The organism is Blattabacterium cuenoti (genome assembly GCF_014251335.1).
GTDB lineage: Bacteria > Bacteroidota > Bacteroidia > Flavobacteriales > Blattabacteriaceae > Blattabacterium > Blattabacterium cuenoti_G.
Map to the genome: position 1 here is coordinate 265,807 of NZ_CP059186.1, position 15,923 is coordinate 281,729.

Genomic DNA, 15,923 nt, shown 5'->3' on the forward strand with positions numbered 1-15,923 from the left:
ATGATAAATTTTTTTAAATTAAAATATTTAATTTATATCTCTTTTTTCATTAATATAAATTCTGTTTTTTACAGAGCTATTATCGCTTTTTTTTTATCGTTTTGTATAGCTTTTATTTTATATCAAAAAATTATATGTTGGAATCGAAAAAATCGTATTATAGGAGAAAAGATACGAGATCTTGGCCTGTTTGGTCAAAAAGAAAAAGAAGGAATCCCTACCATGGGTGGTCTTGTTATTATATTTTCTACGTTAATTCCTACAATATTACTTTCTACATTAAACAATGTATATGTATTCATGTTGATAATGACTACATTGTATATGGGTTGTATTGGATTGATAGATGATTATATTAAAATAAAACATAATAAAAAAGGACTTAGTATAATGGGAAAAATATTCAGCCAAATTTTATTAGGAATCTTTATTGGAATTACTATGTATTTTAACACAAGCATTTCGATTCAAGAACAAAAAATAGCATCAAAAGATTCACAGTTTTTGAAAGAAAAAGAATATGGATTCAAAACCACTATTCCCATTTTCTCTTCCATATATCATAATAATGAATTTAACTATGCCTATTTTTTGAGTTGGTATAATCAGAAATGGAAAAAATATGCATGGATTATTTTCATTCCTGTTGTGATTGTTATTATTACATTTTTATCCAATGGAGCTAATTTAACTGATGGAATAGACGGATTAACAGCTGGAATTTCTTCTATCATTTTTGTAACCTTATCTTTGTTATCTATAATTTCCAGTAATAAAATATATTCCTCCTATTTTCATTTTATATATATTCCTCATCTAAAAGAGATTATCATATTCTCTTTTTCTTTTTTAGGATCTTTAATCAGTTTTCTTTGGTATAACACTTATCCAGCTCAAATTTTCATGGGAGATACTGGAAGTTTAACTATAGGAGGAGTTATCGCTACATTAGCTATTATTAATAGAAAAGAATTAATATTGCCTATTTTGTGTGGAATTTTTTTTATCGAAAATATTTCTGTGATGATGCAAATATTATATTTTAGATATTCTAAAAAAAAATATGGTATAGGAAAAAGAATTTTTCTCATGGCTCCTTTACATCATCATTTTCAAAAACTAGGATATCATGAAAATAAAATTTTTAATCGTTTTATTATTATACAAATGATGCTTTCTATGTTAGTATTTATTTTATTAATTCATAAATAAAAATAAACAATGAAAAAAAAATTCATAGTTGTATTGGGAGGAGGAGAAAGTGGAGTCGGGGCCGCTTTATTAGCTAAGAAAAATGGATTAGAAATATTTTTATCGGATTCTGGAATGATTCTAAATAAATACAAAAAAATTTTAATAGAAAATAAAATTCATTTTGAAGAAAAAGGACATACAGAGAATATAATCATTCAAAATGCTATTAAAGTGATAAAAAGTCCTGGAATTTATAAAAATAATCCTTTTATCAAAAAAATAAATTTTTTAGGTATACCTATACAATCCGAATTAGAATTCGGAAAAAGTTATATTGAAAATTCTTATTTTATTGGAATTACAGGAAGTAATGGAAAAACAACAACCTGTTCCATTATTTATAAAATACTTAAAAAAAAAGGAATGAATGTAGGAATAGCAGGAAATATTGGACATAGTTTTTCTAAAGAAGTCATAAAAAAAAAGATGTTTATATATTGGAAATGAGTAGTTTTCAGTTAGATGATTGTTTGAACTTTCGTTCAAATATTGCTGTATTATTAAATATAACAAGAGATCATTTAAATATATATGATAATATTGATAATTACATTGATTCCAAATTTAGAATAGCAACATTTCAAAAAAAAGAAGATATTTTCATCTATAATTATGATGATCCTATTATAAGAGAGGGATTGAAAAAATATCCCATTGCATCTCACTGTATTCCTTTTTCTATAAAAAAAGAATTACATATAGGCGCTTATATAAAAAATAACAAAATATTTATTCGGAATCGAAAAAATAAAGAAATATATTTTATAAATGTAAAAGATATTCCTTTAATAGGAGATCATAATCTCTATAATATTATGGTTTCATTAATTATATCTGAAATATTAAACGTAAAAAAAGAATCAGTAATTTCCATACTATTAAAATTGAAATCGATAGAGCATCGGATGGAAAAAATTATAAATATAAATGGAGTACAATTCATTAATGATTCTAAAGCTACTAATGTAAATGCAGTTTTTTATGCATTAAAAAGTATAAATGCACCGATTATATGGATAGCAGGAGGGGAAGATAAAGGGAATAATTATATAGAATTAATTCCTTTAGTTAAAAAAAAAGTGAAAGCTATAATTTTTTTAGGAAAAAACAATGAAAAAATTATAAACTTTTTTCAAAATATCATTGATATTATTTTGGAAACGAAAAGTATTAAAAAAGCTGTTTATATGGCATATATATTATCTTCTCATGGAGATAACGTTGTATTCTCTCCTGCTTGTTCTAGCTTTGATCTTTTTAAAGATTATAAGGAAAGAGGAAATAAATTTAAACAAGAAGTAAGGAAACTGATTTATGAAAATTTATAAAAAAATAGAGCTATTTTTAAATAAATACATAAAAGGAGATAGGTATTTATGGGCTTTCATCTCTTTATTAGCTATATTTTCATTTTTACCAGTTTACTCTGCTAGTACAAACTTAGTTACTACATATGGAGGAACAAATACAGTATTTAGTTATTTATTAAAACATGCTCTTTTTTTGTTAGTTGGATTTTTTATCCTTTTTTTTACTCAATTTATAGATTATAAATATTTTTACCGTATGTCTATTCTTTCCATGCCTATAGTATTCATTTTATTAATTTTCACGATGAGTCAAAGAAAAGAATTAGATGGAGTCAATGCTTCTCGTTGGTTACATATTCCTATTATAAATATATCTTTTCAAACTTCCAGCATCGCTGGATTAGTTATTTTTATCTATTGTGCCAGATATTTAGCTCAAAAAAAGAAAGAACGAATAAACTTTATAAATTCTTTTTTTCCTTTGTTATTTCCAATATTTTTTATAATTGGACTTATTTTTCCTGCTAACGGATCTACTGCTGCTATTGTTTTTATATCCGTTTTAATTTTACTTTTTATAGGAGGATATCCTATAACTAGTATTATAGGAGTTCTTTTAATGGGGATTTTATTGTCAGGAATATATATTTATTCTGTAATCAAATGGGGAAATCCTATGAACAGAGTTTATACATGGAAAAGTCGTATAGAAAAATTTTTGGATCATGAATCTGAAGAAAGTTATCAAATGAAACAATCTAAAACGGCAATCGTTTTAGGAAATAAATTTGGTCGTGGCCCTGGAAAGAGTATTTTAAAGGGTTTTTTACCACAATCTTCTTCAGATTTTATCTATGCTATTATAATAGAAGAATATGGATCTTTTGGAGGAATAATACTTTTATTCATTTATATACTAATTCTCATGAGAATTATGATAATAGCTACGAAAGTACAAAATTATTTTTGTTCTCTTTTGGTTCTATCTGTAGGTTTTCCTATTATAAATCAAGCGCTTATTAATATGGGGATAGCTGTTGGTTTATTCCCCGTTACAGGACAAACTTTGCCTCTTATTAGTGCAGGAGGAACTTCTATGTGGGTTACTTTTTTTAGTTTTGGCATCATATTAAGTGTCAGTCGAATGATATATAAAAATTCAACGGACATCACTAAAATACAAAATGAACATGAACTATAATATTTCACCTAAAGTCATTATTGGAAGTGGAGGGACCGGAGGTCACATCTATCCGGGGATAGCTATTGCTAATGAACTTAAAAAAAAATTCCAAAAATCAATATTTTGTTTATTGGATCTAAGAATCATATGGAAATGCGAGAAATACCTAGATTTGGGTATTCTATTGAAAGCATTTGTATTTCAGGAGGAAAAGATAAATTTTTTTCTATATCAGGCTTTATTTTATCTATACAACTAATATATAGCTTTTTTTTGGCAAATAAAATTATTAAAAGATTTTCTCCAGATATAGTTATCGGAACAGGTGGATTTGTAAGTTTTCCTACCTTATATGCTGCAATAAAAAATAAAATACCTATTCTAATTCAAGAACAAAATTCTTTCCCTGGATTAACCAATAGAATATTTTCTCGTTACGCAAATAAGATATGCATTGCTTACGATCAAGCAAAAAAATATTTTCCAAAAGAAAAAACGATCATAACTGGAAATCCAGTAAGATCTGAAATATTACAATTGCCTAGTAAAGAAAAAGCTTGTATTCATTTAGGATTAAAAATTACAAAACCTATCATTCTATCTATAGGAGGAAGTCAGGGGTCCAATAGTATGAATAATGCTTGGATAAAAGGATTAAACAAGATAATAGAATTGGATATGCAACTTATTTGGCAAGTAGGAAAATTAGATCTCCATAAAGTTAAAAAAAATAAAATGTCTGATCATTCGAATATTATTTTTATGGAATTTATTGAAAATATACCGATATGTTATGCCGCGGCAGATATTATTGTATCTAGAGCTGGAGCTTTAACTATATCAGAAATATGTTTAATAGGAAAACCACATATATTGATTCCTTTTCCTTGGTCTTCGAATGATCATCAAAATAAAAATGCTAAAATATTAGAAGAAAAAGAAGCGGCTTTAATTATAAAAAATGAAGAAATTGAGCAAAAATTAGTGAATTCTGTTATTCAATTAGTGAATGATTCCAATATGAAAAAAAAAATGAGTAAAAATATATTAGAATTAGGAAAACCTAAAGCAACGAACGATATTGTAAACGAGATTTTACAAATTATTTTATGAACTTAAACCAAATTGATTCTTTTTATTTTATAGGAATATGAACTTAAACCAAATTGATTCTTTTTATTTTATAGGAATAGGAGGGGTGGGGATGAGCTCCCTAGCTAGATATTTCCATACTATGGGTAAAACTGTTCATGGTCATGATCAAGATAAAACATTTATGACAAAAGAATTAGAAAAAGAAGGAATATCCATAAATTATCATGATAGTATCGAAATATTACCCAAATGGGTATTATCCAAACAATGTTTGATTGTATATACTCCAGCCATTCCTAATCATCATAAACAATGGATGTATTTAAAAAAATATGGTAAAAATATAAAAAAACGTTCTCAAGTATTAGCTTTAATTACAGAAAATGATATTTGTATAGCCATAGGAGGAACACATGGAAAAACAACTACTTCTACCTTATTAGGACACATTTTATATAGTGTTGGAATGAATGTTACTGCTTTTTTAGGAGGAATATCTGAAAATTATAAATCTAATTTAATATTGAATAATGTATGTAATGGAAAAAAAATTTTTTTGGTAGAAGCCGATGAATTTGATCATTCTTTTTTATATTTATCTCCTAATATAGCATGTATAACCTCTTTTGACCAAGATCATGTAGATACTTATCCAAAAAAAGAAGCCTTGAAAAAGGCTTATATAGTTTTTTCAAATAGAATAAAAAAACCATATAAAAAAATATTTCTTCACCGAGAAGAATTTTTTCGATCTTATAACGCTATATATTATTCAGTGCTAAAAAAAGAAAATTATTATTCCAATCATCTTTATATAAAAGAAAATAAATGGTATTTTGATTTTCATACTCCTACAGAAACATGGAAATCTTTGCCTTTACCGATTCCAGGGAAACATAACTTAAAAAACGTTACAGCCGCATTAGCCATATCTGACTATCTTAAAATTCCTAAAACAAAAATCATAAAAGCTTTATTTTTATTTAAAGGAATCAAAAGAAGATATTCCATTCATTATCAATCTTCAAAAAAGATATATATAGATGATTATGCGCATCATCCGACAGAAATCAATGCTTTGATTAATACTGTAAGAAAATGTTTTCCAAATAAAAAGATATTGGGTGTTTTTCAACCTCATTTATTTAGTAGAACTAAATTTTTTGAAAAATCTTTTGCAAAAAGTTTAGAAAATCTTGATATTTTAATTTTACTAGATATTTATCCAGCTAGAGAATTTCCCATAAATGAAGTTAATTCTAATAATTTGTTAAAAAAAATAAAAATGAGTTATAAAGAAATATCTACTATGTCCAAAGTTTTGGAAAAAATTGAAAAAAAAGATTTTGATATTATTCTGACAATAGGAGCTGGGAATATAGATACCTTAATTATTCCTATCAAAGAATGGTTGTATAAACGATATGGAGAAATAAAATAAATGAAAAATAATAAAATATTCTTTATCATTATTTTATTATTATATATAATTTGTATGATATCGCTTGTTTATTTTTCTCAAAAAACACATCAAAAAAAATTTTTAAAAAAATTTAATATTATCATTGATCCATTATCAAAAAATCATTTTGTAAATGAAGAAATTATTAAAAATATTCTATTTTATAAAACAAAAAAAATTGAAAAAGAAATCGGTCAATTATGTATATTGAGAATGGAAAAAAAATTAAATAATTACCCTTTTATAAAAAAATCTGAAGTGTTTCTTAGTGTAGATGGGACTCTTAATATTAAAATTTTGCAAAAAGAACCCATATTAAGAATTAAAAATGTAAATCAAGAATATTATCTTACTAAGGATGCGGAAAATTTAGAACTTTCTTCTTTTTATTCCTCAAAAGTCATATTAGCAAAAGGCCCATTTTCAAAAGAAGAAAAAAAATATTTAACAAATCTAGTCCAATTCATAAACTCCGATGAATTATTAAAAAACCAAATTATTAGCATAAAAAAAAATAATAAAAATTCATTTATTTTAATTCCGAAAATCGGAAATCATCATGTTATATTAGGAAATATAAAAAATTTTAAAAATAAATTGAATAAATTAAAAGCATTTTATAAGCAGTACCTAAATAAAATAGATATTAATCAATACAAAAGTATTGATTTGCAATATAAAGACCAAGTAGTCGCAAAAAAAAGATAAGTCTATGGAATATCAAGATATAGCTATAGGTCTTGATGTGGGGACCACGAAGATTGTAGCTATGGTAGGGAGGAGAAATGAATATAATAAAATTGAGATCCTAGGGATAGGTAGATCTAAAAGTGTAGGTGTACATAGAGGGGTTGTAAATAATATAACTCAAACAATTGAAGCTATTCGTGAAGCAGTATCTGAAGCCGAACATAGTTCTGGTTTGAAAATAAAAGAAGTTATTGTTGGAATAGCAGGACAACATATTAGAAGTCTACAACATAATGATTATATTACTAGATTAGATTTTGAAAATGTCATCAGTCAAAAAGATATACAAAAATTAATAGATCAAGTTCATAAACTGGTTATGCAGCCAGGAGAAGAAATCATTCATGTTCTTCCACAAGAATATAAAGTGGATAGTCAAGCAGAAATTGTAGAACCGATAGGAATGTATGGAAGTCGTTTAGAGGCAAATTTTCATGTAGTAGTAGGACAAATTTCTTCGATACGAAATATTGGAATATGTGTTAAAGCCGCAGGATTGAATTTAGCTGGAATGACCTTAGAACCTTTAGCCTCTGCTGAAGCTGTATTAAGTCCAGAAGAAAGAGAAGCAGGTGTTGCTTTAGTAGATATAGGAGGAGGGACTACGGATATTGCTATATTTAAAGATAACATTATCCGTCATACTGGCGTGATTCCTTTTGGAGGAGATGTCATTACTGAAAATATAAAAACAGATTGTTTAATTATTGAACGGCAAGCAGAATTACTAAAAATCAAATTCGGATCTGCATGGCCAGGAGAAAATAAGGAAACAGAAATTGTTTGTATTCCTGGATTAAGAGGTCGTGACCCTAAAGAAATTTCTTTAAAACACCTTTCCCAAATTATTCATATACGAGTATGTGAAATTTTGGAACAAGTAAATGTAGAAATAAAAAATTATGGAAATGAAGAACAAAAGAAAAGACTTATTGCAGGATTAGTAATGACAGGTGGAGGTTCTCAACTTCAACATATTCGTCCATTAACAGAATATATTACTGGAATGGATGTTCGTATAGGGTATTCTAATGAACACATTGCAGGAGGGGAAAACGGTCTGATAAGTAATCCAGAATATGCCACGTCTATAGGATTAGTAATTAAAGGGCTTGATGATCAAAAAAAATATATTTATGCAACCTCAGATATGGTACATAGACATGATGAAAATTCTGAGTCTATTTCTACAAAATTTTATAATAAAAATCGTAGATTAAATTATGAGGAGGATCATAGAAAGAAAAAAAATAAAACAAAATCAAAATCTTTTCTTGAAATTTGGGCAGATAAGTTCCGTCAAATATTGAATGATACAGAATAATAAACCATGAAATGAAAAAAGAAGATTTTATACAAAAAAAAGAAAACCCTCAATTGGAGTTTCAAAAAAATCGTTCAGCTTCTATTAAAGTAATTGGAGTAGGAGGAGGAGGAAGTAATGCTTTAAGTCATATGTTTGAACAAGGAATTACTGGAGTTGATTTTATAGCGTGTAATACGGATGCACAAGCATTGAATAATAATCCAGTTCCTATAAAAATTCAATTAGGAGCTTCTATTACAGAAGGACTTGGAGCTGGAGCAGATCCAGAAGTAGGAGAAAAAGCTGCATTAGAAAGTTTGGAGGAAATAAAAAGTATTTTAGATTCTAATACTAAAATGACTTTCATTACAGCAGGAATGGGTGGAGGTACAGGAACTGGTGCCGCTCCAATTATTGCAGGAATTTCTAAAGAAAAAGGAATTCTGACTGTAGGAATCGTTACAATTCCATTTCATTTTGAAGGAAAAATGAGATTACAACAAGCTCAAAAAGGAATAGAATCATTAAGAAAAAATGTGGATTCTCTTATTGTTATTAATAATGATAAATTGAGAGAATTATATGGTAATTTAGGATTTAAAGCCGGTTTTGCAAAAGCAGATGAAGTTTTAACTACTGCAGCTAAGGGTATTGCAGAAGTCATTACTCATCATTATAAACAAAATATAGATTTAAGAGATACAAGAACTGTTTTAAAAGAAAGTGGAACGGCTGTTATGGGGTCCGCTATTGCCGTTGGAGAAAACAGAGCGAAGGAAGCAGTAGTTCAAGCTTTAGATTCTCCATTATTAAATGATAATAAAATTACAGGAGCCAAAAATGTTCTTCTTCTTATTGTTTCTGGAAAAATAGAAATTACTATAGATGAAATAGGAATTATCAGTGATTATATTCAAGCTGAAGCAGGAAACAATGCCAATATTATTATGGGGTTAGGAGAAGATGAAGGTTTGGAAGAAAGTATTTCAGTCACTATAGTGGCTACGGGGTTTCCTACGGAAATACAGCGGGTTATTAATCACGAAGAAAAAAAAATTTTTCATAGCTTAGAAGAACCTTATGAAAAAAAATTAAACGAAATGGAAGAAACACATTCTTATTCTAAACGAATTGATCCTTTTTTTTCAAAAAATTATTCCAAATCAACTCATTTAGAAAAATCTTTTTATAAGAATAAAAAAAATAAAAAAGACGATTTTTCATCAAACCAAAAACAAAACATTTTTGATAAGTCTATAAATTCAAATTTTTTTATAGAAAAAAAACATAAAAAATATATGTTAGAAAATAGTTTTGATCTTCCTATTTCATACAATGAAAATGAAAAAATATTAAAAAATCGGATTCGTAAAAAAGAAAATAATACAAATCAAGAATTGAATTGATGTTTCCTAATATTCCCAAAGGAACTAGAGATTTCTCATCCATTGAGATAAGTAAACGAAATTATTTAGTTCAAACGATTCGAAAACAATTTGAACTTTTTGGTTTTGATCCTATAGAAACTTCTTCTATTGAAAATATTTCCACTCTTGTTGGTAAGTATGGAGAAGAAGGAGATTCCTTAATATTTAAATTGTTACATTCAGGAAATTTTTTAAAAAATAGGATTTTGGATTTTTTAAAAAAAATCGAAAATAATAAAAATATTGATAATATCGTAAAATGCTTTACTGAATATATGTCTAATAAAGCTCTTAGATATGATTTAACGGTTCCTTTTGTTCGTTATGTAGTAATGCATCAAAATGAAATCGTTTTTCCTTTTAAAAGATACCAAATACAACCTGTATGGCGTGCAGATAATCCTCAAAAAGGAAGATTGAGAGAATTTTATCAATGTGATGCGGATATGATATCATTCTCTTGGTCTTTATGGGAAGAAATAGAATTAATTCAACTTTGTGACGAAATTTTTACTCAATTAAATTTTCCTATAATTATCTACATTAATCATAGAGATGTATTAGGAGGATTAGTTGAAATAGCTGGCATAGAAAATAATTTATGGAAAAATTTTACTACATGTTTAGATAAATGGAATAAAATTGGACGAGATTTAGTTAAAAAAGAAATGTTGAACAAAGGAATTTCATTAAAATCATTTGATAAAGTGGCATTGTTTTTCGATATGGAAGAAAATTTCTATAATAAAGAAAAACATTTGAGTGTCGCCTTACAAGATTCTGAAAAAGGTAAAAAAGGGATCCGAGATTTGAGTTTTATTTATAATAATATAAAGAATATTTCTTTACAAAATACAAAATTAGAATGGAATCTTTCTTTAGCCAGAGGAATAAATTATTATACAGGTACAATATTAGAAATTGTTCCATTTCACAATAGGAGTTTTATTTCGATTGGAGGAGGAGGAAGGTATGATAAATTAGCTAATTTATTTGGAATAAACAATATTTATGGGGTCGGAATTTCTTTAGGTTTGGATCGAATTTATTTAGCAATGGAGGAAGAAAATTTGTTTCAAACTATTTATAATTATCCTTCAAAAGTTTTGTTTATTAATTTTGGAAATGAAGAGGTTTTGTATGCATACAAAATAATTAAATTTTTTAGAAAAAAAGGAATTTCTACTCAATTATATCCTAACACGGATAAAATAGGAAAACAATTTAGATATGCAAATGAGAATAATATTCCATTTGTTATTAGTATAGGAAAAAATGAAATCAATAAGAATAAAATAAAAATGAAAGACATGCAAAAAAAAACAGAAAAAGAATACGATCACGTTAACGACGTTGTGAATCAATTAACGAAAAAATTTGATTGAGTGCTTTTTTTTTCCAAAGAAAAAACCCAACTATAGCCAGTATAAGAAGAACAATAAATAGAATTCCTGTCAATATAAAACCTTTAAAAAAATAAAGCGGAACGGAAATTCCGTTTCCTACTATCCAAAATATCCAATTTTCTACTTTTTTCATAGTCATTTGATACATACCAGAAAAATAAATTCCCGTTGTCAATATATCCATCCAATCAAAATGAGATTGAAGTTTTCCATAAAAAAAATAAACCATCATACTGAAAGTACAAGTGAATAAAAACAAAATAGAGGTATAAAAATAATCTTTTTTATTACAAAAAGTAATAGGAATTTTATCCTTTTTATATTTATACATCCATGTATACCATCCATAAATGCTCATTAACGTGTAATACAAGTTAATAATGAAATCTCCATAAAGAGAAGTCTCAAAAGTTAAATAACTATATATAATAGTGCTGACTATTCCTATTGGATACACCCATACATTATTTTTTTGAGCACAAAAAACACTAAATATTGTAAATGCTACAGCCGTAAATTCTAAAATTATGTGAAAACAACTATTATGGTAATAGGGGGATAAAAGTATATCTATCCAATCATTCATCATATTCATTTATTTATCGTCTATGTCTATAATATAAACTAAGTAATGTTCTTCTATTTTTCTATAGAAAGCAGAAAACCGTTTGCTATAGGTATTTTTTATAATCCAGCATGACACACAAGAATCCTTTTTAAGGGAAAAAGGAGAAACTTTATAATGATCTAAAAAACTATAAAAAATTCCTCCTTCTAGTTTATATAAACTTTCTTTGATTCCCCATATAATATGCAAATAATCTTCTTCATAATTTGGATGAATAAAAATAGATTCATCATCTCTAATAAATTTTTTCTTTATTTTCAATATTTTTTTATCTTTTCGTAGTTTTTCTATGTCTATCCCTATATGATAAGAACTTATAGCTATAGCTCTTTTTTCAAAAGAATGACTGAAAGAAATATGTTTTCTTTCAGGAAGAAAAAGAAAAGGTTTTCTTTTTTCATTATAAAAAATATTTATTTTTATTCCTATATATCTCAAAACATAACGTATACTTAAAAATTCTCTTTTTCTTTTTTCTGATAATGATAAAAAAAATACTTTTTCTTTATCTGAAAGAAAAAGTTTTCTTAAAAACATAGTTTCTAAAAACTGTTTCCATCTAAAAACTATGATCATCGTATGAAAGTTATGAAACTTATAGGTACAAAAATTCATTCTATTTTTAGAATTTCTTTAAATCTATCCATTTTTTTTGTACTATTGTGAATAGTATTCATAATTAACATTAATATATGATGCATGTATGAAAAAAAAAATTGAAAAAGCGTTAAAAAATGTTATTATTATTGATAATAAAAATATTATAGAATCTGGTTTGGTAAAAAAAATAGATTTATTAAATAATGAAATAATAATCCATTTGAATTTATCCAATCCTGCTATGCATTTAAAAAATAAACTCATTAAAGATATTACCCAATCTATAAGAAGTCAAAATATTTCAGATACAATACGCATAAAAACAGAAACAGAAATAAAATCATATACAAAAATAAAACCTGTAATAAAAAATATAATAGCTGTAGCTTCTGGAAAAGGAGGAGTAGGGAAATCTACAATAGCAACAAATATTGCTGTTTCTCTAGGTCATATGGGCTTTCATGTTGGATTATTAGATGCAGACATATATGGGCCATCTATTCCATTAATGTTTAATATTGAAAATAAATCTGCAAGATTACAACATAAAAATGGAATTATAAATCCTATTACTAGTTATGGAGTAAAAATTCTATCTATAGGGTTTTTTTCAAAATATGGACAGGCTATTGTTTGGAGAGGCCCCATGGTAACTAAAGTTTTGAGACAATTTATGCATGAAACTAATTGGGGAGAATTAGATTTTTTAATTGTAGATTTACCACCAGGAACAGGGGATATTCATTTATCTCTTTTGCAAGAAATTCCATTAAAAGGGATTGTTATAGTAAGTACCTCTCAAAAGATAGCCTTATCAGATGTAAATCGGTCTGTAGGAATGTTTCGTATTCAATCTATTTATGTTCCCATACTTGGAATTATAGAAAATATGTCTTATTTGTCTTCAAAAAAAACTAAAGAAAAATGTTTTTTTTTTGGAAAAAATGGAGTCAGAGATTTTTCCAAAGAGATGAATCTTTTTTTTCTTGGAGAAATTCCTATGTTACAAAAAATACGAGAATATTCAGATTTAGGAATACCTGTCGTTTTAGAAAACGAGAATATTAGAAATATATTTCTAAACATTACGAAAAATATTATCAATCAATTGCATGAATAAATATTATTTATTTATAAACAAAGTTTTATAAATTCTTTTACTATTAATATTAGGAGAGATATAGATTTTTCTGTTTCTTTATAATTATAAAAAAATGGATTCATAAAATTTATTTTATCTGAATTATGTCCATTATTATCCTTAAGTTGTTCATATAATCCCATCACAATGGATATAGCAAATACTCGTAAATTCATACATCTGGCTGTTATGACATCTGTTACTATATTCATGCCTACACTATCCCCTCCCATAGATCGTATCATAGCATATTCTGCACAGGTTTTATAATTAGGATAAGGATAAGCTACATATACTCCTTTCTGAATAATGATATTATGATTCATCGCGATATTTTCTGCAATTTCTATCATTTTTTTATCATATGGTTCTGTGATTTCAAAAAATCTATTCTTTATAAATTCTTTTGTATTAGGACTTTCTGGAAAAAAATTAATATGATCCTTAACTAACATTACATCTCCCATTTTGTAATTTGGATTGACTCCACCAGAAATATTAATCAATATTAATTTGTCTATTCCTATATTTTTACACAATACAATAGGAAAATTGTTTCTTATATTTTCTTCATAAAAAGGTTCGTTTAAACAAACCACATTTTTATCTTCTATCTTACCGAATAAAAATTTTCCATACAAATTTTTTTTAGAAAAAAGGGGAATTTCTTCATATAAAATGCATATAGGATTTTTGATTTCCTCCATCAGTTTTTCAAATTGACTTCCTAATAATAAAATTCCAAAATCAGGTTTTTCTTTTATTTTGTTTTGTATGTATTGTTTTGATTTTTCTAAAGTTATAGTCATTGATACAAATTCAAGTTACACGAATAGAACATCCCAATAAAAAGGGAAAAATAAAACAAAGGTAAATTGTTTCATTATTTATTTTTTATCATTTTATTTTAGTCATTTTGACTTATTGTATGAAATCTACTTCTGTAGATAAAGAAATACCGAACTTTTTTTTTATGTTCTTCGTTATTGTTTCTGAAATAGAATATATATCCATTCCAGTAGCTTTTCCATAGTTTACTAAAATAATAGGTTTTTTTTCATATACTCCTACATTTCCAATTTTTTTACCCTTCCATCCTATATTCTCAATTAATGAATTAGCAGATAGTTTTACTTTTTTATTAGAAATCTTATAACCTGTAATAGTAGGATATTGATGTTTGAGTTTTTTAAAATCCAACACTCCTACTGTAGGATTTATAAAAAAACTACCAGCATTTCCAATTTTTTTTGGATTTGGAAGTTTCCTCTGTCTAATATTAAAAATTGCCTGATTTAAATCGTGAATAGTAGGTATTTTAACATTCATATTTTCTAATTCTTCTTGAATTTCCACATAATATGTATTTAATTGTTTATATTTCTTTTTCAAAAGAAAAAAAACAGATAAAATAAGAAATTTATTTTTATAATGAGGTTGCTTAAAGAAAGAATAACGATATTTTAATTTACATTCTTCACGTGTAAATTCTCTTATTTTCCTATTATCTATTTCATATACTTGTACTTTTATCAAAGAGTCTTTTACTTCTGCTCCATATGCTCCAATATTTTGAATAGGAGCAGCTCCAACTGTACCAGGAATAAATGATAGATTTTCTAATCCGATAAATCCTTTTTTGATCGTCCAGTTTACAAATTCATTCCAATTTTCTCCAGCATAAGCTTGAACAATGACTTGATCATCATTTTCTTTTATCACTTTCTTTCCTTTTATTCCCATTTTCATTACTAATCCTGGATAATAATTTTTTAAAAAAAGAATATTACTTCCATTTCCTAAAAAAAGTTTTGAAATGTATGGATATATATCAAAAATTTTTTGAATTTCTCCTATACTTTTCACTTCTACAAAATAACGAGTATAAACATTTATTCCAAATGTATTAAATTTTTTTAGAGAAAAGTGTTTTTTAATGAACATGTGAAAAATATTTCATAAATACATAAATACAATTTTGTACGTAAATATTGTATGATTAAATTTATCCATAGTAAAAGTAAAAATATAAAATTGTTATTATGAAAAAAGTAGGAAGTTTTTTTTGGGGAATTATTTTGGGGACCATGGCTGGGTTAATAATGGGAATGATATTAACTCCAAGAAAAGAGGAAAAAATCAAAAATATATTAGAAAAAAAAACAGAAGAACTAAGAGATAATTTACAGGAAATTGGTAAAAAAATTGGAAAAAAAGTGCATAAGATTAAATCAAATTTTGATGCTAAGTGGAAAAAAAATAAAATAGAGAAAATAGATCAAGTAGAAGATGAATTAGGAACTTAAAATTTAATAAGTTTTTCATTCTTTTAAAATGTTCATCTTTATTAGAAATTTTATC

At 26.1% G+C, this 15,923-nt stretch carries 15 protein-coding genes and 1 pseudogene; 12 read left to right on the forward strand and 4 right to left on the reverse strand.

Going from position 1 to position 15,923, the window contains the following annotated elements:
• The 10 genes and pseudogenes from mraY (at nt 1) to hisS (ending at nt 11,172) form a co-directional block, all read left to right on the forward strand.
• Nucleotides 1-1,212 carry a phospho-N-acetylmuramoyl-pentapeptide-transferase gene (gene mraY, locus H0H73_RS01260; protein ID WP_185852393.1) on the forward strand — a complete coding sequence of 404 codons (1,212 nt, stop codon included), beginning with the start codon at nt 1-3 and terminating at the stop codon, nt 1,210-1,212.
• 9 nt (nt 1,213-1,221) lie between these two features.
• Nucleotides 1,222-2,582 (forward strand): annotated as a pseudogene (gene murD, locus H0H73_RS01265) (UDP-N-acetylmuramoyl-L-alanine--D-glutamate ligase).
• Nucleotides 2,569-3,765: an FtsW/RodA/SpoVE family cell cycle protein gene (locus H0H73_RS01270; RefSeq protein ID WP_185852395.1), complete on the forward strand. Its 1,197-nt coding sequence runs from the start codon at nt 2,569-2,571 to the stop codon at nt 3,763-3,765. Before murD ends, H0H73_RS01270 begins: the two are co-directional and overlap by 14 nt.
• The gene (locus H0H73_RS03120) at nt 3,755-4,006 is read left to right on the forward strand and encodes a glycosyltransferase (protein WP_394798683.1); all 252 of its coding nucleotides are present in this window, start codon (nt 3,755-3,757) and stop codon (nt 4,004-4,006) included. The genes H0H73_RS01270 and H0H73_RS03120 overlap by 11 nt, the downstream gene beginning before the upstream one ends.
• Nucleotides 3,895-4,860 carry an undecaprenyldiphospho-muramoylpentapeptide beta-N-acetylglucosaminyltransferase gene (gene murG, locus H0H73_RS01275; RefSeq protein WP_238784367.1) on the forward strand — a complete coding sequence of 322 codons (966 nt, stop codon included), beginning with the start codon at nt 3,895-3,897 and terminating at the stop codon, nt 4,858-4,860. Before H0H73_RS03120 ends, murG begins: the two co-directional genes overlap by 112 nt.
• 37 nt (nt 4,861-4,897) lie before the next feature.
• Nucleotides 4,898-6,283 carry a UDP-N-acetylmuramate--L-alanine ligase gene (murC, locus tag H0H73_RS01280; RefSeq protein ID WP_185852397.1) on the forward strand — a complete coding sequence of 462 codons (1,386 nt, stop codon included), beginning with the start codon at nt 4,898-4,900 and terminating at the stop codon, nt 6,281-6,283.
• A gap of 54 nt (nt 6,284-6,337) precedes the next feature.
• The gene (locus H0H73_RS01285; RefSeq protein WP_238784368.1) at nt 6,338-7,012 is read left to right on the forward strand and encodes a cell division protein FtsQ/DivIB; all 675 of its coding nucleotides are present in this window, start codon (nt 6,338-6,340) and stop codon (nt 7,010-7,012) included.
• 4 nt (nt 7,013-7,016) lie between these two features.
• Nucleotides 7,017-8,378 carry a cell division protein FtsA gene (gene ftsA / locus H0H73_RS01290; protein WP_185852400.1) on the forward strand — a complete coding sequence of 454 codons (1,362 nt, stop codon included), beginning with the start codon at nt 7,017-7,019 and terminating at the stop codon, nt 8,376-8,378.
• A gap of 11 nt (nt 8,379-8,389) precedes the next feature.
• The gene (gene ftsZ, locus H0H73_RS01295) at nt 8,390-9,766 is read left to right on the forward strand and encodes a cell division protein FtsZ (RefSeq protein WP_185852401.1); all 1,377 of its coding nucleotides are present in this window, start codon (nt 8,390-8,392) and stop codon (nt 9,764-9,766) included.
• Complete coding sequence (hisS, locus tag H0H73_RS01300; protein ID WP_185852403.1) at nt 9,766-11,172, forward strand: histidine--tRNA ligase; 1,407 nt, start codon at nt 9,766-9,768, stop codon at nt 11,170-11,172. Before ftsZ ends, hisS begins: the two co-directional genes overlap by 1 nt.
• On the opposite strand, the gene pnuC is transcribed toward hisS, so the two are convergent.
• Nucleotides 11,132-11,779 (reverse strand): nicotinamide riboside transporter PnuC, encoded by a 648-nt coding sequence (pnuC, locus tag H0H73_RS01305; protein ID WP_185852492.1) that lies wholly within the window; start codon nt 11,777-11,779, stop codon nt 11,132-11,134. The two genes, hisS and pnuC, sit on opposite strands and share 41 nt — an antisense overlap.
• 9 nt (nt 11,780-11,788) lie before the next feature.
• On the reverse strand, nt 11,789-12,436 hold the full coding sequence (locus H0H73_RS01310) for a 4'-phosphopantetheinyl transferase family protein (RefSeq protein WP_185852405.1): 648 nt from the start codon (nt 12,434-12,436) through the stop codon (nt 11,789-11,791).
• An 88-nt stretch (nt 12,437-12,524) separates the two neighbouring features.
• On the opposite strand from H0H73_RS01310, the gene H0H73_RS01315 reads away from it, so the two are divergent.
• On the forward strand, nt 12,525-13,541 hold the full coding sequence (locus H0H73_RS01315) for an Mrp/NBP35 family ATP-binding protein (protein WP_185852407.1): 1,017 nt from the start codon (nt 12,525-12,527) through the stop codon (nt 13,539-13,541).
• A gap of 11 nt (nt 13,542-13,552) precedes the next feature.
• On the opposite strand, the gene H0H73_RS01320 is transcribed toward H0H73_RS01315, so the two are convergent.
• Together H0H73_RS01320 and murB are read right to left on the reverse strand one after the other, a co-directional pair.
• On the reverse strand, nt 13,553-14,371 hold the full coding sequence (locus H0H73_RS01320) for a purine-nucleoside phosphorylase (protein ID WP_185852408.1): 819 nt from the start codon (nt 14,369-14,371) through the stop codon (nt 13,553-13,555).
• Between the two features lie 112 nt (nt 14,372-14,483).
• Nucleotides 14,484-15,506, reverse strand: a complete 1,023-nt coding sequence (gene murB, locus H0H73_RS01325; protein ID WP_185852410.1) for a UDP-N-acetylmuramate dehydrogenase — start codon at nt 15,504-15,506, stop codon at nt 14,484-14,486.
• 98 nt (nt 15,507-15,604) lie between these two features.
• On the opposite strand from murB, the gene H0H73_RS01330 reads away from it, so the two are divergent.
• A complete protein-coding gene (locus tag H0H73_RS01330) occupies nt 15,605-15,868 on the forward strand; it encodes a YtxH domain-containing protein (protein ID WP_185852412.1) in 264 nt (87 codons plus the stop codon).
• The last annotated feature ends 55 nt before the right edge of the window (nt 15,869-15,923 follow it).

Coding starts and splice junctions, on each gene's coding strand:
- mraY (WP_185852393.1), top strand. CDS start 1: ATGATAAATTTTTTTAAATTAAAATATTTAATTTATATCTCTTTTTTC.
- H0H73_RS01270 (WP_185852395.1), top strand. CDS start 2,569: ATGAAAATTTATAAAAAAATAGAGCTATTTTTAAATAAATACATAAAA.
- H0H73_RS03120 (WP_394798683.1), top strand. CDS start 3,755: ATGAACTATAATATTTCACCTAAAGTCATTATTGGAAGTGGAGGGACC.
- murG (WP_238784367.1), top strand. CDS start 3,895: ATGGAAATGCGAGAAATACCTAGATTTGGGTATTCTATTGAAAGCATT.
- murC (WP_185852397.1), top strand. CDS start 4,898: ATGAACTTAAACCAAATTGATTCTTTTTATTTTATAGGAATAGGAGGG.
- H0H73_RS01285 (WP_238784368.1), top strand. CDS start 6,338: ATGATATCGCTTGTTTATTTTTCTCAAAAAACACATCAAAAAAAATTT.
- ftsA (WP_185852400.1), top strand. CDS start 7,017: ATGGAATATCAAGATATAGCTATAGGTCTTGATGTGGGGACCACGAAG.
- ftsZ (WP_185852401.1), top strand. CDS start 8,390: ATGAAAAAAGAAGATTTTATACAAAAAAAAGAAAACCCTCAATTGGAG.
- hisS (WP_185852403.1), top strand. CDS start 9,766: ATGTTTCCTAATATTCCCAAAGGAACTAGAGATTTCTCATCCATTGAG.
- pnuC (WP_185852492.1), bottom strand. CDS start 11,779: ATGAATGATTGGATAGATATACTTTTATCCCCCTATTACCATAATAGT.
- H0H73_RS01310 (WP_185852405.1), bottom strand. CDS start 12,436: ATGAATTTTTGTACCTATAAGTTTCATAACTTTCATACGATGATCATA.
- H0H73_RS01315 (WP_185852407.1), top strand. CDS start 12,525: ATGAAAAAAAAAATTGAAAAAGCGTTAAAAAATGTTATTATTATTGAT.
- H0H73_RS01320 (WP_185852408.1), bottom strand. CDS start 14,371: ATGACTATAACTTTAGAAAAATCAAAACAATACATACAAAACAAAATA.
- murB (WP_185852410.1), bottom strand. CDS start 15,506: ATGTTCATTAAAAAACACTTTTCTCTAAAAAAATTTAATACATTTGGA.
- H0H73_RS01330 (WP_185852412.1), top strand. CDS start 15,605: ATGAAAAAAGTAGGAAGTTTTTTTTGGGGAATTATTTTGGGGACCATG.